Origin of the sequence: Brevundimonas staleyi, from assembly GCF_041893865.1 — a bacterium.
GTDB lineage: Bacteria > Pseudomonadota > Alphaproteobacteria > Caulobacterales > Caulobacteraceae > Brevundimonas > Brevundimonas staleyi.
Map to the genome: position 1 here is coordinate 490,087 of NZ_CP169082.1, position 19,294 is coordinate 509,380.

Annotated in this window: 18 protein-coding genes; 10 read left to right on the plus strand and 8 right to left on the minus strand. The window is 67.4% G+C overall.

From position 1 onward, the window contains the following. Positions 1-10: 10 nt before the first annotated feature. Genes ACETK8_RS02545 through ACETK8_RS02555 form a run of 3 tightly spaced genes read left to right on the plus strand, consistent with a single transcriptional unit; the run spans position 11 to position 2,023 of the window. On the plus strand, positions 11-484 hold the full coding sequence (locus tag ACETK8_RS02545) for a hypothetical protein (protein ID WP_374037952.1): 474 nt from the start codon (positions 11-13) through the stop codon (positions 482-484). After that, positions 477-956 (plus strand): ImmA/IrrE family metallo-endopeptidase, encoded by a 480-nt coding sequence (locus ACETK8_RS02550; protein ID WP_374037953.1) that lies wholly within the window; start codon positions 477-479, stop codon positions 954-956. Before ACETK8_RS02545 ends, ACETK8_RS02550 begins: the two co-directional genes overlap by 8 nt. A gap of 47 nt (positions 957-1,003) precedes the next feature. Next, entirely contained in the window at positions 1,004-2,023 is a 1,020-nt protein-coding gene (locus ACETK8_RS02555) for a beta family protein (protein WP_374039451.1), read from the plus strand. Here the strand turns inward: ACETK8_RS02555 and ACETK8_RS02560 are convergent. Together ACETK8_RS02560 and ACETK8_RS02565 are read right to left on the minus strand one after the other, a co-directional pair. Further along, on the minus strand, positions 2,020-2,697 hold the full coding sequence (locus tag ACETK8_RS02560) for a sce7726 family protein (protein ID WP_374037954.1): 678 nt from the start codon (positions 2,695-2,697) through the stop codon (positions 2,020-2,022). The two genes, ACETK8_RS02555 and ACETK8_RS02560, sit on opposite strands and share 4 nt — an antisense overlap. Positions 2,698-2,832: 135 nt before the next feature. Further along, on the minus strand, positions 2,833-3,081 hold the full coding sequence (locus ACETK8_RS02565) for a hypothetical protein (RefSeq protein WP_374037955.1): 249 nt from the start codon (positions 3,079-3,081) through the stop codon (positions 2,833-2,835). 409 nt (positions 3,082-3,490) lie between these two features. Between ACETK8_RS02565 and ACETK8_RS02570 the strand changes: the two genes are divergently transcribed. From ACETK8_RS02570 to ACETK8_RS02580, 3 genes are all read left to right on the plus strand, one after another. Beyond that, positions 3,491-5,560: a terminase large subunit domain-containing protein gene (locus ACETK8_RS02570; protein WP_374037956.1), complete on the plus strand. Its 2,070-nt coding sequence runs from the start codon at positions 3,491-3,493 to the stop codon at positions 5,558-5,560. A 9-nt stretch (positions 5,561-5,569) separates the two neighbouring features. Next, entirely contained in the window at positions 5,570-6,760 is a 1,191-nt protein-coding gene (locus ACETK8_RS02575) for an NAD(P)/FAD-dependent oxidoreductase (RefSeq protein ID WP_374037957.1), read from the plus strand. A gap of 74 nt (positions 6,761-6,834) precedes the next feature. Further along, on the plus strand, positions 6,835-10,725 hold the full coding sequence (locus ACETK8_RS02580) for a DUF4214 domain-containing protein (protein WP_374037958.1): 3,891 nt from the start codon (positions 6,835-6,837) through the stop codon (positions 10,723-10,725). 16 nt (positions 10,726-10,741) lie between these two features. Here the strand turns inward: ACETK8_RS02580 and ACETK8_RS02585 are convergent, their stop codons facing one another. Continuing rightward, the gene (locus ACETK8_RS02585) at positions 10,742-10,978 is read right to left on the minus strand and encodes a zinc-finger domain-containing protein (protein WP_374037959.1); all 237 of its coding nucleotides are present in this window, start codon (positions 10,976-10,978) and stop codon (positions 10,742-10,744) included. 75 nt (positions 10,979-11,053) lie between these two features. On the opposite strand from ACETK8_RS02585, the gene ACETK8_RS02590 reads away from it, so the two are divergent. Beyond that, positions 11,054-12,028, plus strand: a complete 975-nt coding sequence (locus tag ACETK8_RS02590) for an ABC transporter ATP-binding protein (protein ID WP_374037960.1) — start codon at positions 11,054-11,056, stop codon at positions 12,026-12,028. A 6-nt stretch (positions 12,029-12,034) separates the two neighbouring features. Here ACETK8_RS02590 and ACETK8_RS02595 read toward each other — a convergent pair whose 3' ends face one another. Continuing rightward, entirely contained in the window at positions 12,035-12,244 is a 210-nt protein-coding gene (locus ACETK8_RS02595) for a hypothetical protein (protein WP_374037961.1), read from the minus strand. 289 nt (positions 12,245-12,533) lie between these two features. Between ACETK8_RS02595 and ACETK8_RS02600 the strand changes: the two genes are divergently transcribed. Then, positions 12,534-13,577, plus strand: coding sequence for an AraC family transcriptional regulator (locus ACETK8_RS02600; protein ID WP_374037962.1), 1,044 nt, complete (start codon positions 12,534-12,536; stop codon positions 13,575-13,577). Here the strand turns inward: ACETK8_RS02600 and ACETK8_RS02605 are convergent. Together ACETK8_RS02605 and ACETK8_RS02610 are read right to left on the minus strand one after the other, a co-directional pair. Beyond that, positions 13,574-14,326: a MauE/DoxX family redox-associated membrane protein gene (locus ACETK8_RS02605; RefSeq protein ID WP_374037963.1), complete on the minus strand. Its 753-nt coding sequence runs from the start codon at positions 14,324-14,326 to the stop codon at positions 13,574-13,576. The two genes, ACETK8_RS02600 and ACETK8_RS02605, sit on opposite strands and share 4 nt — an antisense overlap. Positions 14,327-14,424: 98 nt before the next feature. Beyond that, on the minus strand, positions 14,425-15,183 hold the full coding sequence (locus ACETK8_RS02610) for an IPTL-CTERM sorting domain-containing protein (RefSeq protein WP_374037964.1): 759 nt from the start codon (positions 15,181-15,183) through the stop codon (positions 14,425-14,427). Between the two features lie 121 nt (positions 15,184-15,304). Here ACETK8_RS02610 and rpe point away from each other — a divergent pair, with 121 nt between their 5' ends. Both rpe and ACETK8_RS02620 read left to right on the plus strand, forming a co-directional pair. Further along, a complete protein-coding gene (rpe, locus tag ACETK8_RS02615) occupies positions 15,305-15,973 on the plus strand; it encodes a ribulose-phosphate 3-epimerase (RefSeq protein ID WP_374037965.1) in 669 nt (222 codons plus the stop codon). Continuing rightward, the gene (locus ACETK8_RS02620; protein ID WP_374037966.1) at positions 15,970-17,793 is read left to right on the plus strand and encodes a heparinase II/III family protein; all 1,824 of its coding nucleotides are present in this window, start codon (positions 15,970-15,972) and stop codon (positions 17,791-17,793) included. Before rpe ends, ACETK8_RS02620 begins: the two co-directional genes overlap by 4 nt. A 58-nt stretch (positions 17,794-17,851) precedes the next feature. On the opposite strand, the gene ACETK8_RS02625 is transcribed toward ACETK8_RS02620, so the two are convergent. Both ACETK8_RS02625 and ACETK8_RS02630 read right to left on the minus strand, forming a co-directional pair. Further along, positions 17,852-18,472, minus strand: a complete 621-nt coding sequence (locus ACETK8_RS02625; protein ID WP_374037967.1) for a MarR family winged helix-turn-helix transcriptional regulator — start codon at positions 18,470-18,472, stop codon at positions 17,852-17,854. Between the two features lie 134 nt (positions 18,473-18,606). Continuing rightward, entirely contained in the window at positions 18,607-19,293 is a 687-nt protein-coding gene (locus ACETK8_RS02630; RefSeq protein WP_374037968.1) for an inner membrane-spanning protein YciB, read from the minus strand. Between the last annotated feature and the right edge of the window lies 1 nt (position 19,294).

The window sequence follows — 19,294 nt, forward strand, 5'->3', positions numbered from 1 at the left end:
GGGGTTGGGCATGGATGATTCGCTAGCTGAACGCCAACGCGGTTGGAATATGGCGGCGCTTTTTATAAGCGCCGCTGCTGGCGCATATGTCGTTTCCTTGCTGCATGAAGGCCGCTTCAGGCTTTTCTGGGATATGAAAGCCACCGATTGGACAGCAGTTGTCCTCGCATGCTCAGCGTTGATTCTCACCGCCGTTGGCATCTTTGTCGCCATCCTGGCGCTTTGGGGATGGAGCACGATAAAGCGCGACTCTGTTGCCGCCGCGCGGAGAGAGGCGAAGCGCTGCGTTGATGCTTATCTGGTGTCGCCCGAAGCTGAAGCCACGATCAATAGGGCGGTGGAGCAGTGGTTCAATCGAAATGCCGACCAAGGCACGCTCATGCCTTATATCGCTGAGCTTGTTCGACGCGGTAATGCTATGACCGAGTTTGACGCAGAGGTGGATGAAGCCTGGGGCGAAGAACGAGCGGCCCAAGATGATTGACCAACTCCCTCCACATCAACGCGAAGTCATCGCGGCGGCCCAAGCTGCGCAGCCTGTTCGGTTGGGCGATATCGCGCGGGCATTCGGAATATCCGTCAAAGCATCCACGCTGCCCGCAGGAATTTCTGGAGAGATACGTCCGTCAGGAGGGGCCTTCGAAATAAAGGTCAATCGGCACGACAGTCGCGGCCGGCAGAGATTCACCGTCGCACATGAGTTGGCGCACTTCCTTCTCCACCGAGACCAGATCGGCTCTGGCGTTTCGGACGACGCATTGTATCGGTCGTCGCTGTCGGATGCACGAGAAGCAGAAGCAAATCGTTTGGCCGCTGATATTCTTATGCCGCGCGAGAGTGTCCGTGCAGCATTTGCTGAGAGCGTCGGATCATTTGAAGAGCGGCTTCAATTTCTGGCGGATCATTTTGGTGTGTCTGAAGCTGCTATGGCAATCAGATTAGAGCAAGTGTCCTAGGGGTCGCAGATATGTATCTACCGCTCTTGAAGCTATCTCCGGCGGAAATGATTGCGCTCGAGAATCTTCCTGAGCGAGATAAAGATGCGCTCCGTCCAATATTTCCTTTGAGGCATTGGCTGAGCACTAAAACTCTTGATCGGGCGTTTGACCGGATTGAGAAAGCGTACGGCTTACGAGGAGCATTTGTCCTCCCTCCGGCCCCTCCGAAGCCTGATGATCTAAGCCCCACTGCGCAAGAGATCAGAGCGCTCTTGGATTCCGCCGATGGCTACAGCCGGTGGTGCGAGCTTTTTCGCACTGGAAGGGCGCAACACTCCATTCCAGTGTTGCAGTTAGCGGACGCCTCCCAATTCGACCTCCAAGCCATAGCGATGCTGGGTCTGGGCCGGGGGGCCATGGTGCCTTTCACACGGTCGGCATTTTCCGTCCTTCCGGCCATCGCGACCCGCGTCGCTGCCTTGAGTGGATTGGGAACAGACATCACTTTCTTGATCGATCTGGGCAAGGAAGGCCGCACGCTGTTGCTCCAACAGGCGGAACTGACTTCGATCGTTGATCGACTGCTCCAACTATGCCCCAACGCTACTGTCGCCATATCCACTAGCAGCTTCCCGGCGAGCTTCACTTCGCTCCCGCGCCAAGAGATTTACGAGCGGCAGCTCTACCAACACATGCGCGGCCAGTTTGGTGACGCCTTGCACTACAGTGATCGCGGCAGCGCGCGGGCGGAATCGAGAGGAGGGGGGAGCACTGACCCCTACCCTCGGATTGACTACCCGCTAAGCGGTGAGTGGCTGTTCTACAGAACCGAGACTTCGATCGCGTACAAAGGCGGCTACACAAAGATTGCTTCGAAGCTGATGAACACGCCAAGCGTTTGGGACCCTAGACTCAGGATCTGGGGGACACAGATGATTGAGAAGACCCATCTGGGGCAAACAGGAGGAATATCCTCGCCTGCAAGATCAACTGCCGTACGCATCAATCTGCATCTACACCGCCAGTTGTGGTTTGATTCCCCGTCTGCGCTCTATGAGACAGACGACGACTGGCAAGACATCTAGGCGGCGCAGCTTTCTAGTGAAAGCCAACTAGTGTATGATTGCATTTCCATAAGATGCTGACGCTTCCTGTCTGAACGTTCCACCTCAAATCGACTTAGGGCAGCGACGTTGTCTGCGGTAATCTTGCCCGACACAGCGCTCCAAAATCGGTCGGAAGTGACGCCATGCCGGTCCTCAAAGGCAGCGAAAAACGCGTCCCTGGATCCCTCGTCCCCGCGCTCCACAAGGCCGCGATACCGCACTTTGTCTCGTTGATTGAGCAGGTCCGAGAGATTCTCAGTTCTGGAAACTAGGTCACTGGAGCGAACAACCGCCAACGTTCCAGATTTTTCCACTTCCCATATTTCAAGGCCTGGCGTCTGGATCTGGCGCACGTGTCGCTGATGGCGGTGCGCGGCAACCAAGATTACCAGATCAAAATAACGCCCATAAGCGTCGAGCTGATGCGGCAAGCGCTTCAGGCTGTCGGCCGCGCTCTTGATTTCAATTGCTGTGATTTCACGAGTGGCTCTAGATGCCACCACTAGGTCTGCCCGGACTCCGGTTGAGCCAACGCAATACTCTGTCGCGATCAGAGGCTTAGAGCCAAAGCGCTTAGTCTCTCGCAGGCGTTGGATGACCTTCGCCTTGAGGGATTGCTCGTTGTCGTATGCCTTGTTCAATGCGTTGCCCATCTCGACAAGCTGCGGTGCCTGCCGTCGCGATCACTCACATGCAAGTACCCATCGTTATCGACGGTTTAATGGTAACCGATTTTGACCTCGTCTGTGGCGGCTGAGGTACATGGCTGCTCCTTGCCCTTGGGCCGCCTAGCCACGGTTGCGGTGGTCCACGAAGCCCCCACACCCCAACCGCCTGAGCTGGACCTCGGCGGCCTGTTGCAGGAGGGCGCCGGGGGCGCGGCGCTCGATCTCGGCGAGGAAGCTCTGGAGGCCGGCGCGGCCGTCGGCGCTGGTCAGGTCCAGGGCGGAGAGCGACGCCAGCAGCGCCGGAGGGACCGGAGGACGGCGGGCCTCGGTGGACGGGTCGGCGGGGCCAGGGTCGGGTTCGGGGCGCATGGGGGCGGGCTCTCTCGTCTTCGTCGTTCGGGTTGAGGCGCCGACCCCTGGGACAGGGAGTTAGGGGCGCCGGGGGGATGCGGGCAAGAGAATTGTTCGTGGTTTGTTCCGGTTTTGCACAGGATGAGGCAGTAGGCATTAGGCACCAGGCAGTAGGGGCGAGGCGCCGTGGGGATTTGCCTGGCCGTCCCCACCCGGTCGCTGCGCTCCAGGCAAGGAAGAAAGAGCTCGCGGGTCGATCGCATGCGATCGCCTGTGCGCCCCCGAGGGGGAGGGAGAGGGGTGTTTGTGTCAGCTATCGGTCTGGAGTTGGCAAAGGATCGGCCGGAAAGGGCTTTGATTTCAAGGGTCGGGGGTCTTTGAGAGGCTTTTTGTCTGGCCAAGGTCGCGGGTCCCCCAGACTGTGGGGATGGGACGACCGAGCAAGCTGAGCGAGGAACAGTGGGAGACGCTGTTCGACCTGGACCGGGCGGGGGTGCGGCGCGCCGTGCTGGCCGAACGGTTCGGGATCGGGGTGGGGACGATCTGCTGGCAGGCGCGACGGCGCGGGCGGATGAAGACGCAGGATCCCCTGGCCGTCGATCATCGCAAACGGCCGCCCGAGGGCTGGCCCGAGGATCATGTCTTTTGCCAGAGCCACAGCGGGATGACGCCCGCGCGGTGGCGGGGGCTGGTCGAACGCAGGAACGCCGGAGAGACGGACGAGGCCCTGGCGGAGGAGTTCGGGGTCTCGGTCGGGCGGATCGCCGACGTCGCGAGCGAACTGGGGATGCGGAAATGCGAGACGCCCGGGGCGGTGTTCCGGCCGCGCGGGCCGGGGGTTGGGACGGGTGACTACAGGAGGCGGATCGAGGTGGTGAAGATCGAGATGGACTGGAAGAAGCCGGCGGGGTCGGTGCACGACTATGACCTGAAGATCGTCGAGACGCTGAACGCCGGCGACGAGGTGGAGGCCTCGCGCATGTGGAAATGGCGCGGGCGGATGGGCCAGATGGGCGGGGTGACGCGCGCGGAGATCAGGCAGGTGATCTCTCCCTCCCCCTTCGGGGGAGGGTGGTCGCAGCGCAGCGGAGACCGGGTGGGGGCGGCAAGGCTGAATGGCGACGGTCCGTGTGTGGATCGCCTTGCCCTCCCCACCCCGTCGCTGCGCGACGACCCTCCCCAAGGGGAGGGAGAAGCCAGTGGGCTGGTCCTGCGGCCCGAGCAACAGCCGCCCGAGGGGGCGTGGGCGACGTGGCTGTTCCTGGGCGGGCGCGGGGCGGGCAAGACCCTGGCGGGGGCGAGCTGGATCGCGGATCAGGCGGAAAGCGTCGGGCGGCTGGCGCTGATCGGACCGACGCTGCACGACGCGCGGGAGGTGATGATCGGCGGGCCGAGCGGGATCCTGGCCCTGCCGAGGTGGCGGGAGAGGGGGGCCTGGCCGGTCTATGAGCCGTCGCGGCGGCGCCTCAGGTTTCCGTCGGGGGCGGAGGCCTGGGTGTTCTCGGCCGAGGATCCGGAGAGCTTGAGAGGGCCGCAGTTCGGGGCGGCGTGGGCGGACGAGTTCTGCGCGTGGCGGGGCGGCGAAGGGACGCTGGCCTTGTTGAGGATGGGGTTGCGGCTGAGGGGCGGGGACGGGGCGCCGCCGCCCCGGCTGATGGTTTCGACGACGCCGAAGCCGACGCGGGCGCTGAAGGGGTTGATGGCCGAGGGGTCGTGCGTCGTGTCGCGGGCGGCGACCGTGGACAATGCGGCGAACCTGGCGCCCGGCTTCGTCGAGGGGCTGGAGGCGCTGTACGGCGGGACGCGACGGGCGGCGCAGGAGCTGGAGGGCCGGGTCGTGGAGATCGAGGGGGCGCTGTTCACCTCGACGATGATGACGGACTGCCGGACCGACGAAGGGTTCAAGCCGTGGGGAAGGCTGGGCCCACGGAGCTCAAGTAGCGCGACGCGCGATAGCTCATCAGGAATGTGCGAGGGCGGCGGGGTGTTCGAGCGGGTGGTGGTCGGCGTCGATCCGACGACGACCGTGGGCGGGGACGCCTGCGGCATCGTGGTCGTCGGGCGCAGGCGGCGGGCGGACGGGCGGTCCGAGGCCGTGGTGCTGGCGGACCGCTCCGCGCGGGGGCTGTCGCCCGAGGGCTGGGCCCGGCGGGCGCGGACGGCGGCCGAGGCCTGGGGCGCTGAGGCCATCGTGGTCGAGGTCAACCAGGGCGGGGAGATGGTGCGGGCCGTGTTCAGGGCCGTGGGCTGCGAGACGCCGATCCGGGAGGTGCGGGCGGCCGAGGGCAAGCGGGCGCGGGCCGAGCCGGTGGCGGCCCTCTATGAACAGGGGCGGGTCCTGCACGCCGGCGACTTCGGGGACCTGGAGGAGGAGCTGATGGCCGTGGGCGGCGAGGACGACGGGCGCTGGTCGCTGGACCGGGCGGACGCCCTGGTCTGGGCGGTGACGGCCCTGATCGTGAAGGAGGCGGCGCCCCCGAAGGTGTGGATGCTGTAAGGGGGGCCGATGAAGACCCAGACTTACGACGTTGTGGTGGTCGGCGCGGGCGCCGCCGGGATGATGTGCGCCATCGAGGCCGGGCGGCGGGGGCGGTCCGTGCGGGTCGTGGACCATGCCTCCAAGCCCGGGGAGAAGATCCGCATCTCGGGCGGGGGGCGGTGCAATTTCACCAACACGGGGACCAGCGTGGCGAACTTCCTGGGGGAGAACCCCCGGTTCGCGGCGTCCGCGCTGGGGCGGTACACGCAGGCCGATTTCGTCAAACGGGTCGATGGGGCGGGGATCGCCTGGCACGAGAAGACCCTGGGCCAGCTGTTCTGCGACGACAGCGCCAAACAGATCATCCGGATGCTGACCGACGACATGCGGGCGGCCGGGGTGTTGCTGTCGCTGGGCGTGGGGGTGGAGCGGGTGGACCGCGTCGGGGACGGGTTCGCGCTGGCCCTGACGGACGGGTCGGCGGTGCGGTGCGCCTCGCTGGTGGTGGCGACGGGCGGCAAGTCGATCCCCAAGATGGGGGCGACGGGCTGGGGCTATGAGCTGGCTAGACAGTTCGGCTTGCGGGTGACCGAGACGCGACCGGCCCTGGTGCCCCTGACCTTCGAGCCGGGCCTGCTGGAGAAGACGGCGCCGCTGTCGGGACTGGCGGTCGATGCGGTGGTCTCGGCGGGCAAGACAAAGTTCGAAGAGGCCATGCTGTTCACCCATCGGGGGCTCAGCGGCCCGGCCATTCTGCAGATCAGCTCCTACTGGCGCGAGGGGGAGGCGATCACGGTGAAGATGGCGCCGGGCGTCGACGTCCTGGCGCGGCTGAAGGCGGCGAAGCAGGAGAACGGCGGCAAACAGGCGGTCCACACGGCGCTGGGTCACATCGTGCCGCGCCGCCTGGCCGAGGTGCTGACGGCCCGCGAAGGCGCCAACGGCAAGCTGGCCGAGGTCGGGGACAAGGTGCTGGCCAGGCTGGATCAGGCGGTCAACGCCTGGACGGTGAAGCCGGTGGGGTCCGAGGGCTATCGCACGGCCGAGGTGACCCTGGGCGGGGTCGCGACCGACCAGCTGGACCAGACGACGATGGAGACCAAGTCCGTGCCCGGCCTCTATTTCATCGGCGAGGTTGTGGACATCACCGGCTGGCTGGGCGGGTACAATTTCCAGTGGGCCTGGTCGTCGGGCTGGGCCGCCGGGCAGGCCTGCTAGGGCGGCGCGCGACCATCATCGCTTTCGATCTCCGCTGGGTCACGCTATGAGCGGACAACCAGGGAGAGCATCGGATGCCAGGGTTTCATCGCGACGAGGACGGCACGGTCTGGATCGGCGGCGACGGTTTCAACGGCGCGATCGACCCCCTGGGCCCTCTGGCGCTGGGCCTCGATGACCGGGGACAGGGCTATCTGAACTCCAACCGGCCCTCCCTGAGCCTGGAGGAGGCCGCCCGGCATCTGACCCGCACGGGGCTGAGCTGGTCGCCGACGCTGGGAGCCGCGACGACGGTGACCTTCGGGTTCCGATCGAGCGCGCCCACGACGATGCCCGACGGGGTCAGCGGCTTCCTGCAATTCAGCCAGGCCCAGATCGCGGCGACCTTGCAGGCGTTGCAGGGTTGGTCCGATGTCGCGAACATCGTCTTCAATCGGGTCGCCGACGCCAATGGCTTCACCAACGACGCCACCATGCTGTTCGGCAACTATCAGACCGGCCCAGACAGCGCGGCCGCCTTCGCCTATCTGCCTGGATCGACGGCGGCGCAGTCCTCGGCCGGCGACGTCTGGGTCAACAGCCTCCAGGGCCTGAACTCGACCTTTACGCCGTTCAGCTTTGGCCAGCTGACCCTGGTGCACGAGATCGGCCACGCCATCGGATTGAGCCATCCGTCCAGCTATATCCAGGGGCCGGCGACCTTCTCGTACACGACCAACGCCGACTACAGCGAGGATACCCGCCAGTACACGGTGATGAGCTATTTCAATGCGGTCGGAGACGGCGGCTCCTTCGGCTCGCTGTATCCCGCCGCGCCCATGCTGGACGACATCGCCGCGGTGCAGCGGCTGTACGGCGCCAACATGACGACCCGCACCGGGGATACGGTGTACGGCTTCAACTCCAACGCCGACCGGCCATGGTTCATCGCGCCTACCCCAGGTTCCGGCCAACAAAGCTCGAGCCAGCTGATCTTCGCGGTCTGGGATGCCGGAGGCGTGGATACCTTCGACTTCAGCCTCTATTCCACGAACCAGGCGATCGACCTGAGGCAGGGCGCCTTCTCGAACGTCGGGGGCCTCAGGGGGAACGTGGCCATCGCCGTGGGGACGGTGATCGAGAACGCCATAGGCGGGAGCGGCTCGGACCGGCTGTTCGGAAACTCGGCCGACAACCTGCTGACCGGCGGGGCGGGCTCGGACATCATCGACGGCGGTCTGGGGCAGGACACCGCCATCTTCCTGAGGCCGCGATCCGAATACACCATCACCGTCAATGGCCAGACCGTCGTCCTCCGGCATGCGACCGAGGGCTATGACGAGATCACCAACGTGGAATTCCTCAGGTTCTCGGACATGACCCTGTCGGTCGGGCCGACGGGCGACATCGTCACGACCGGCGGAATGAGGGTCAGCGGAGACGCCACGAACGACCTGATGAACGGCGCCGCCCTGGCCGACACCCTGTCCGGCAGCGGCGGCGACGACGTGATCCACGGCTTCGCCGGCAACGACGTCCTGGACGGCGGAACCGGCGCCGACCGCCTGTTCGGCGGCGATGGCGACGACACCCTGATCGGCGGCCTGGGCGACGACATCCTGGACGGCGGAGCGGGGATGGACCTGGTCAGCTATGCCGATCAGGCGACCGCCGTGACCGTGGATCTGGCCCAGGGCTGGGCGTTGCGCGGTGGGGAGCGCGATACCCTGATTTCGATCGAGAGCGTGCGAGGGTCGCGCTTGAACGACATCCTGATCGGGGACGCGGGCGACAATATCCTGAGGGGGGAAGGCGGCGCGGACGTCATGCGCGGCGGCGCGGGCAACGACCGCTTCTACGCCGGAACAGGCGGCGCGGTCGGAACGGGCGTCGATATCGTCAAGGCGCAGTCCGTGACCAACACCACCCGGGGCGCCGCCGTCTCGATGGACGCCGCCTTCGTCACCGGCCAGCGCGCCGACATCGACCAGTCCTTCGACGGTCGTCCGCATGCCACGGTCAAGGCCACCAGCAGCGGCGCGGCCGAGTGGTACGCGTTCACGGCGACCGCGGGCGGCGCGATCATCGTCGACATCGATTTCGCCGGGTTCGACAGCGTCATCCGGATCTACGATTCCAGCGGAGCGCTGCTGACCAGCAACGACGACGGGGCGGCCGCGTCGTCAGGGGGAGATCTGGGCTACGACACCGATTCGGCCCTGCGCTTTTCCGCACCGGCCGACGGGATCTACTATGTCGAGGTATCGGCCTGGGCGAGCTCCGACCCGCTGACGACCCAGTCGCCGCCCGCCGGCGCGACCTACACCCTGCATGTCACCGTGCCGGGCCACCCGGTGTCCTTCACCCGAATGGGCAGCACCATCTTCGGCGAAGACGGGGACGACATCTTCTACCAAGGGTCGCCGTCCGATCTGACCGGTCGAGGCGCGGGTAACGACCGGTTCGACGGCGGCAGCGGCACGGACACGGTCGTCTTCGAATACGGAAGCTATGACAGCTTCGTGGTGACCACCGTCGACGGCGTCACCACCGTTATCGGCGGCGGTCCGATCGCGACCGGAACGGACACCTTCATCAATGTCGAGTTCCTGGAATTCGTGGGCCAACGCATCGCGCTGCGGGCGAACGGACCGGTCATGCTGGGAACCTCCGGCGACGACCGGATCATCGGAACCCAGCGCAACGACACGATCGAAGCCGGCGCCGGCAACGACACGATCTACGGCGGCGCCGGGAACGACGTGCTGATCGGCGGCAGCGGAAGCGATACGCTGAACGGCGACGAGGGTGTGGACACCGCCGTCTACGCCGGCAACATGGCGAGCTATTCGACCGTCACCCGGGGGCGGGTCGCGGGCGGCGTGGAGGGTGGAGCCGACACCCTGTCGAACATCGAGATCCTGCGTTTTCTCGACGGGCGCATGTCCTATGACGTCAACGACGCGACGACGGTGGTCTACCGCCTGTACGACGCCGCCTTCGACCGGGCGCCGGACGTGTTCGGCCTGGCCGACTACAGCCGTGCCATCCAGGAAGGTCGGGCGACCGTCCAGGGCATCCTGAACATCTTCGAGGGCTCGGCGGAGTTCCAGGCGCGCTATGGGGCGCTGAACAACGAGCAGTTCGTGCGGGAAATGTACCGGTTCTCGCTGAATCGGGAGGGCGACGCGGCCGGGGTGGCGCAGTATGTGAACGCGCTGAACGCGGGCACGACGACGCGGGCCCAGGTTCTGGGCATCTTTTCCGAGAGCCAGGAGCACCGCGAGCTGATCAATGCGGTCATCACCTCACGCGGCCTGTTCGTGCAGGACGAGCAGACGGCGGCGCTCGCGCGGCTGTACGATTCCGTCTTCAACCGCCTGCCGGATCTGGCCGGGTTGAGAACCTATCGAGACGCGCTCGACAACGGCTACACCCTGAAGGACATCGCCGGCTTCATGGTCGGCTCGCCGGAGTTCCAGAGCCGGTTCGGCTCCCTGACGAACCAGCAGTTCGTGGAACAGATCTATCGCTTCGTGCTGGATCGCGAAGGCGACGCGGCGGGGGTGCAATCCTATGTCCAGGCGCTGAACGGCGGGACGAGCCGGGTCGACATCGTCCTCATCTTCTCGGAATCGCAGGAGCACCGGTTCAGCTATCAGGCGACCTTCGACAGCCAGATCCGCCAGCTGGGGGTCAATCCGGGTCCGGCCGGGGCGGAGGCGCTGGACGACGGCAAGGCCGCCGAGGGTCCCTTCGTCATCCCGGCGATCGCGGACGCGGGTCCGGCCGATGCCGATGCCGATGCCGATGCCGATGTTGGGGCCGGGGTCTGGGCCTGGGGCGATCCCATCGCGGGGTTGGGGCGCGACGACCGGATCGTGGTCGTGCTGGACGAGGGTGTCGTGGACGCGACGCCGCCCCTGTGGCCGGAGGATGTTCGCGCCGATCCCTCGGGCGGGCACCCGCAGTCGGACTGGATGTAGGAGGCTGCGAAGCCCCTCAGTGCGCCTCGGGCGGGCGGGCGGCGGGGTCGAGGTATTCGCTCTCGGCGTGGTGATCGGCCGAGAGGACGAAGCGGCGGTCGCAGTAGCCGCACTCGATGAAGTCGTCGCCGCCCATGTCGAGATAGACCAGCGGATGGCCCAGGACGCCGCCGCCGTCGCAGGCCACGCGCTTGGTGGAGACCACGATCTCTTCCGGCGGCAGGACGGTCTCGGCGGGGTGGCGGGGCGGCATGGATGGGTCCGTGGTCTTGGCGCGGGAGGTTGCGACGCCTAGTTAGACGGCCTGCCTCGCGCCTGAAAGCCCCTTATGACCGATACCCAAGCCTTGCCCATCAACGCCATCGAGGTGCGCGGGCTGGAAAAGACCTACGCCGGGTCCAAGAAATCGCCGCCGAAGACGGCCCTGAGAGGCGTCGATCTGGTCATTCCGCGCGGGTCGATGTTCGGCCTCCTGGGTCCGAACGGGGCGGGCAAGTCGACCCTGATCAATATTCTGGCCGGCATCGTCAACAAGACGGGCGGGACCGCCGCCATCTGGGGCCGGGACATCGACGAGCGTCCGCGCGATGCGCGGGCGGCGCTCGGCGTCGTGCCGCAGGAGATCGTGGCGGACGTCTTCTTCACCCCCAGAGAGGCTCTGGAGGTTCAGGCGGGCTTCTACGGCGTGCCGGCGAACGAGCGGCGTTCGGATGAACTGCTGGCGGCCCTGGGTCTGTCGGACAAGGCCAACGCCTATGTGCGGGCCCTGTCGGGCGGGATGAAGCGGCGGCTGATGGTGGCCAAGGCGCTGGTTCACAATCCGCCCATCCTGATCCTGGACGAACCGACGGCGGGGGTGGACGTCGAGCTGCGTCGCCAGCTGTGGGAATACGTCCGCAAGATCAACGCCGAGGGCGTGACCATCCTTCTGACCACCCACTATCTGGAGGAGGCGCAGGAGCTCTGCGACACCATCGCCATCATGAACCGGGGCGAGGTGGTGGCCTGCGAGCCGACGCCGCAACTGCTGCGCCGACTGGATACGCGCAACGTCGTGGTGACGCCGGAGGGCGAGCTGACGACCCTGCCGACCGTGAAGGGGTTCGACGTGGTGGCGCGTCCGAACGGCGCCTTCGCCATCAGCTACAAGAAGGGGCAGTCGTCGGTGGAACAGGTCCTGGCCGCCGTGCGCGCCGCCGGGGTGACCATCGCCGACATCACGACCGAGGATCCGGACCTGGAGGACGTCTTCCTGGCCCTGACCTACAACGACGCCAACGCCCTGGACCCGATCAAGGACTGAAGCGCGTCAGGCGGCGGTCTTCAGGCGGGGCGTCTGAACCCGGTGACGGCTCATGGCGCGGAAGGCCGTGATCGCCTTGGTCAGGGTGGTGAAGGTCTGGCCGCCCGCGGCCGTGCTGACCTTGAAGGCGGTCGAGCGCAGGATGTCGTTCTCGAAGACCTCGACGCGGACCAGCATCACGCCGGTCTTGGACATCAGTCGCGTCTTGCGGATCATCCGTCCCCCTGTCGCCGCCCTGGGCGGCGAGCACCCGGCCGAGCCGGGCCGGGCGCTTCAAGCCTGCTGAAAGGCGTGACCGGCCCTTCCCCCCGGAAGTGCGGCCGGCCACGTCCTTTACGATCGCCCATCAGGGATCGCGGCCCGCAGGCTAGGCGCGGGCGGGCCATCGGGGAATGTCTGGGCGTCTCCGGTTTTGCGACGCTGGGACAAGCGAAGTCGCATTGTCGCTGTCGTTCCGGTCCGCCTGCGGTAACATGGCTTTCTGTCCGCGTCGGGAGTGCCGGGAGTGTCGAGTCCGCGTAGCGTCGCCTGGGACGTGTCCACCAGGGACCAGCCCGACGCCTTCGAACAATACCTGGCCGCCATGGCCAACTGGTACGAGGTGTCCGACGTCAGCGAGGCGGACCAGCGCGCCTTCTACAACCGGTCGCGCTCGACCATGACCATGGCCGGGGCGATCGGGTTCGGGGTCTGCGTGCGCCAGACCCTGAGCCGGAGCCCGGCGACCCTGCGTCGTTCGGACATCGACGGGCTGAACCTGATCAGCAACGCGGCGGCCATCGTGGGCGACGCGGACGGGCGGGAGATCCGGGCCGAGCCGGGCGCGGTCCAGTTGCGCGACATGACCCGACCGGCGGCGTCGCGTCTGGACCGGATCGAGGTGACGACCCTGACGGTGCCGCGCGTCGCCGTGCCGCCGGCCCTGTTGTCGCGCGAGGCGCACGGCGTGGTCCTTCCGCCGGACACGCCCGGCGGCCGGTTGATGCGCAACCACCTGATCGGGCTGGAGGCCGATGCGGCGGACCTGTCGGACGCCGAGGTCGAGGCGGGGATCCAGGGGCTGCTGCTGCTCGCGGTGCGGGTCATGGGGCTGGACGATCCGCAGGCGAACGAGCCGGTGGCCGCCGCCCTGCACCGGACCGTGCGCCGGGTCGTCGGCGCCCATGTGGAGCGCGGGCTGATCGCCGGGACGCTTCCGCCCGAGAACGACGAACTGGCCCGGATCGCGGGCGTGTCGCGCGCCACCCTGTACCGCGCCTTCGACATCGAGGGCGGGGTCGCCCGCTATCTGCAGGTGCGGCGTCTGCATCACGCGCGCACGGCCCTGGCGCGGCGCCGCGACGGCGTGCCGACGGTGGCGGACATCGGCTATCGCTACGGCTTCGCCTCCCCGACCCATTTCAGCCGGCAGTTCCGCCAGCATTTCGGCTATTCGCCCTCCGACATCGAGCCGGCGTCGGCGCGGATCGGGGTGACGGTGGGCAGCGGCCCGATCCGGCACGACCTCCTGGTCGACTGGCTGGAGCAGCTGAAGTTCCGGACGCCCTAGACGGCGTGCATCGCCATGGCCAGCATCCAGACGGCCATGGCGACCATCATCAGGTTCTCGGTCAGGGAGACGAAGCCGAGCGGGACGTTGGTCGAGCCGCCGACGCAGGCGCATTTGAGCTGGCGCTTGTCGATGTAGACGGCCTTGAACACCGAGACGGCGCCGATGCCGCCGATGACCAGGGCGACCGGGGCGGACAGCCAGGTCAGGACCCCGGCCAGCATCAGGACGCCCGCGCCCAGTTCGGCGAAGGGGTAGACATAGCCGTAGCCGGGCCAGCGCTGGGCCAGGAGGTCGTAGTTCAGGAACATGGTCGAGAATTTCTCCACGTCCTGCAGCTTCAGCATGGCCAGGAGGCACATCGACAGGGCGATGAAGGTGGGCGGGAAGCTGGCCGCCACCCAGCCCTCCCGCCACCAGACCACGACGGCGGCGATCAGGGCGGCGACCGCGAAGACGGCGATGACGGGGACGTAGCTGGCGGCGCCGGGTTCCGGAACGGTCTGGCCGAAGAAGCGGCGCAGGTCGTCGTGGCCGCCGATGCGTTCACCGTCGATGAAGGTCTGGGGCGTGGTCTTGACCCCATGCTCGGCCTTGAAGGCGTCGGTCTCGGCGCGGGTGGTCAGATGGCGGTCGTCGACGCTGTAGCCCTTGCGCTTCAAGAGCCACAGGGATTTGCGGCCATAGGGACAGACGTGGTCGGGCATGACCATGCGGTAGAGGGTGGCGGTCTTTTCGGCGGCGGCCATGGTCGTCTCCCGGCGTGCGCGAGGGTCGGTCCCGCGATCGCCAGGGATTTGGCGCGCCGGGCCGATCTCGGCAACCTGCGGCGCCGGCGTTCGGACCTTCAGGCGGCTTCCGCGCGTCGCCGGATCATCACCGCGGCGCCGCCCGCCAGCATCAGGCCCAGCAGGATCATCGCCCATTCGGACAGGGTCGGCACGGGCGCCGGGACGGGCGGCAGGCCCAGACTGTAGTGAACCGTGCCGATGAAGGCGCGCGGCGAGAAATCTAGGTCGGTGAAATCCCCGCCGATCGCTCTCTGCCCGGTCCCCTCCAGAATGGCGAGGTTGGCGTCCGACGCGATCACGGCGCCGAAGGTCGAACTGGTTCGGTACCCCTGGCGTCCTTCGTTCGCCACGACATAGAGCGAGCGGGTCTGGCCGGCGGGAATGCCGAAGCTGAAGGGCGTCGGGAAGGTGATGTTGTCGCCCGCGGCCATCGGCCCGGTCGCGAGAAGGGTCCAGCCGGTGGAGGACTGGGTGGCGCCCACGTGCGACCCTGCGCGGCCGTAGACCCTGTAGGTTCCGGCCGTCTCGATCCGGCGGAAGGTCAGTCCCGTGATGGTCACGTCGTTCGTCGCGGGGAGGTCGAAGAACTGACCCTGTACGGCATTGTCCACGGCTCCCGGTGCGACCAGGGTCTGGGCCGCGACGGGCAGGGCGATGAGCCCCAGTCCCAGAGCCAGCAGGCCCAGTATCGATCTCAACACCGCCATCACATCCCCCTCTTCGGCGGATCGCCGCGACGCCCGCCTCCGGACATCGAAGATCAGGCCTATCAGGGCGCCCCGGCGCGTCCAGCCGAAACGCACGTCGTGTTTCACTTTGAGACGCCTGGTCGAAGGTCGGCGGGGGCAGGCGCAAGTCTCAGGTCGAGCCTCGGTCGGAACGGGCTTTTCGGCCTCGCGCCTTGCCCGCGCCGCCATCCCGCCGTATCCCCTCGACATGCCGAATACGCCCCTGATCTGCCCGTCCATCCTGGCCTCGGACTTCGCCAAGCTCGGCGAGGAGATACGGGCGCTGGAGGCGGCGGGCGCCGACTGGATCCATGTCGACGTCATGGACGGCCATTTCGTGCCGAACATCACCATCGGCCCGGACGTGGTGAAGGCGCTGAGGCCCCACACCCGCCTGCCGTTCGACGTCCACCTGATGGTCGCGCCGGTCGATCCGTGGATCGAGGCCTATCATGCGGCGGGGGCCGATATCCTGACGGTTCACCCGGAAAGCGGGCCGCACCTGCACCGGACGCTGGGCCGCATCCGCCAGCTGGGGGCCAAGGCGGGGATCGTGCTGAACCCCGGCACGCCGTTGTCCATCCTGGAAGAGGTGGTCGAGATGGTGGACCTGGTGCTGCTGATGTCGGTCAATCCGGGCTTCGGCGGACAGTCCTTCATCCCCTCGACCCTGAAGAAGATCGAGCGGGCGCGGGCCATTCTGGATGCCGCCGGTTCCAGCGCGCACCTGCAGATCGACGGCGGGGTGACGGCCCTGAACGCCGGCGCCTGCGTCGCCGCCGGGGCCGATGCGCTGGTGGCGGGAACGGCCGTCTTCAAGGGCGGGCCGGACGCCTATGCGGCCAATATCGCCGCCATCAAGGCCGCGAAAGCTTGAACCCGCTCGGGCCCTTCTCGGATCGCAATGCGGCGACGCCGAACGTCGGCGAGGGCGCCATTCCGGGCCTGCGCGGGGCGCCGGTTCGGACGCCGGTCCGCTCCAGCGGGGTGAACACCGGCCCGGCCCTGTGGCCCGCCATCGCGGGACGCCTTTTGACCCGCCAGCTGTGGATCGAGCTCTATGGCCTGCCCGGCTATGGCACGACGCTCGGTTTTGGCAAGGCGGCCGCCTTCGCCGCCACGCCGCGCGACTTCCGGCCCGCCGATCTGAACATGGGCAAGGCCGTTCTGGGCGGGCGCTTCCCCCTGGCCGGGTCGCACATGGAGGCCGAGGCGCCGGCCGATCCGTGGAACCGGCCGAGCCCGTCCAAGGCCTTCGCGGTCGATCTGCACGCCTTCGCCTGGATGCCCGGCCTGATGATGCAGGGCGATCGCGGGGCGCGGGAGGCCTTGCGGCTGACCCTGGCCTGGGCCGAGGCGTTTTCGCGCTGGTCGCCCTTCGCCTGGGAGCCGCAGATCCTGGCGCGGCGGGTCTTCAACCTGGCCTGCGCAGCCAAGAAGATGGGGGCGGTGGCCTCCGAGACCGACCGGCTGAGGCTGGCCGACACCCTCGGGCGTCAGGCGCGGCAGCTGCTGCGGCCGCCGGGCGGTCTGGCGGGCAAGGCCGAACGACTGGTCGCGGCGGCCGTGGCCGGATGCGTGCTGGCGGGCAAGCCGGGGGCTTCCTTGCGGAAGACGGCGCTGAACCGTCTGCCCGGCGCGCTGCGCGTCACGGTGGCGGGCGACGGAGGCCATGCCTCGCGCTCGCCCGAGGCCGGGATGGAGCTGCTGCTCGACCTGCTGACGCTGGACGACGCCCTGTCGCAGCTGTCGGAGACGGCGGCCGAGGGCATCGGCGGGGCCATCATGCGCCTGACCACGGCCTTGCGGCTTCAGGTCCTGCCCGACGGGCGGCTGGCCGGCTTCCAGGGCGGCGGGCCCTCGACCCCGGCGCGGGTCGCGGCGGCGCGGGCCCATGACGAACATGCCGATGCCGCGGCCGGCGCGGCCGGGACCGTCGGCGGGCTGAACCGCATCCGCTCGCCGCTGCTGACCATCGTCACCGACGCCGGATCGCCGGGTCGGGGGGCGTGGTCCGAGGCCGCCTGCGCCCAGCCGCTGGCGCTGGAGATCACCTGCGGCAAGGACCGGATCGTCACCGGCTGCGGCTGGACGCCCCGTGCGGCGGACCGCCAGGGCCTGCGGCTGACGCCCGGCCATTCGACGCTGACCCTGGGCGAGCAGTCGTTCGCCGAACCTTTGGGCGGATGGAAGGGCGAGCTTCTGGGGCCGCGTCTGTTCGGGCGGCCCTATCATGTGACGTCGGAACGCCGCGACGGCGACGGGGCGGTCTGGCTGGAGGTCGAGCACGACGCCTGGGCCCAGCCGTTCGGCCTGATGCACCAGCGCCGGCTCTATCTGGATCAGCGGCTCGACGAGCTGCGGGCCGAGGAGCGGCTGCATCCGTCCTCGCACCATCGCGACGTGGTGCGGGTCATCGCGGCCCCCTATGCCGTGCGGTTCCATCTGGAGCCGGGGGTGCAGGCGTCCCTGGCGCGCGACCGTCGCTCGATCCTGCTGCGGGGACATTCCGGGCGCGGATGGTGGTTCCGGACCGATGGTCCGGACGTGGCCATCGAACCGTCCGTCCACGTCGACGAGGGTCTGACGCGGCGCTCGCTGCAGGTGGTGGTGCGCGGCTCGGCCCGGACGGACGCCGAGACCAAGATCCGCTGGAAGCTGAGCCCCGCCGGGGCGGCGGGCGATCCGGTGACGTAAGTCCGGGTTCTGTCCGCTCATCCCCGCGAAAGCGGGGATGAGCGGAATGGGTTCAAGTCTACTCCGCCGCCGGTTCGGCGGCCCTGGATTTCTTGAGCTTCGGCGCCTTGGCCTTCTTCGGCTTGGCGGCTTTCTCGGCGGCCTTCTCCAGAGCCTTTTCGGCCTTGCGGGCCTCCTTGGCGGCCTTCTTCAGCGCCTTGGCCTCGGCCTTTTCGGCGTCGGGGACGGCGTCGGCGGCGGCGGCGATCTCGGCCAGCATGTCGAGGAAGCCGTCGCGCTTGTTCTTGGGCAGAAGGGCCATGATCCGCTTGTCGGCGGCCTCGACGCGCGGGCGGGCCGCGTCCAGCAGGGCCTGACCTTCCGGCGACAGGCGCACGGCCTTGGCGCGGGCGTCCAGGGAGGAGCGTTCGCGCGACAGGAGGCCCTTGGTCGTCATGCGGGCGACCAGATCGGCCAGGGTCGAACGGTCGATGCCGGTGGCGCGCACCAGCTCGGTCTGGGTCAGGCCTTCCTTGACCGAGACGGCCTCCATGACCGCGAACTGACGCTGGGTCGGACCGCCGTCGCCGGCTTCCTCGGAATAGATGTCGAGGGCCAGTTGCAGCGCACGGTGCATCAGGTGGCTGGGCGATTCCGCCAGGGCGCCCGAGCGCCGCGCCTGTTTGCCGGATTTGACCATACTGAATCCCCTTGCCGTATGCGGAGGATTATCAGGCAAGCCTTACGGTTTAACGACAGAGATGCGTCAACGGCGACGCTTGTTTTTCATCCACCCGTTCACCCCAACGAAGGCTGGGTTGAACGGAGATGGGGTCAGGGCGCCGTGTCCACTTCGGCGGGGGCAGAGGCATCGACGGGGGCGTCCGAGGTCAGGTTCTTCAGGATTATAGGCAACTGGGAAGCGCCCATCGCGGACGACGCTATCCAGAGAACGCCTCGAAAGCTGACCCAGACATCAGCGGGGTCGATATGGGCATAGCCCATTCGCGTCGTCGCCCAGCCGACCAAGGCTTCGGACCGGACCAACTCGTTCACTACCGCTATAATCGTGAAGAAGATTCCGTACCGTAGCGTCAAGGTGCGCCAAGTTTTGTCGTTAATCGGAATGACCCTGCCGAACAGCACTTTCAGCGGCTGCTTGTTCAATATGTAGCCGCCCAGCAAAGCGACAGCGAATGACACGTTCAGGGCTGTGACCTTCACCTTCACCCATATGTCGTCTTGCGTGATCAAGGTCAGAGTGCCGAAGACCAAGGCGAAGCTTCCAGCGATCAGGGGCATCAGGGCCAGACGCTTCTCGACGATCAAGCCTGTGGCCACGGCAACGACCGAGCCTATCACCAGTCCCCAACTCGCGTGGACCAGCGCCTCGTCGCCCGGCAGACCCCGAACGCGGAAGAAGATGAAGGTCGCGGCGAAGGCGGCGAGCGCGCCGAAGTCGACGGCCTGACGGATCCAGGTCGGGGGCTTGTGCGCAGAGGTCTCGGGCGTGTCGGTCATG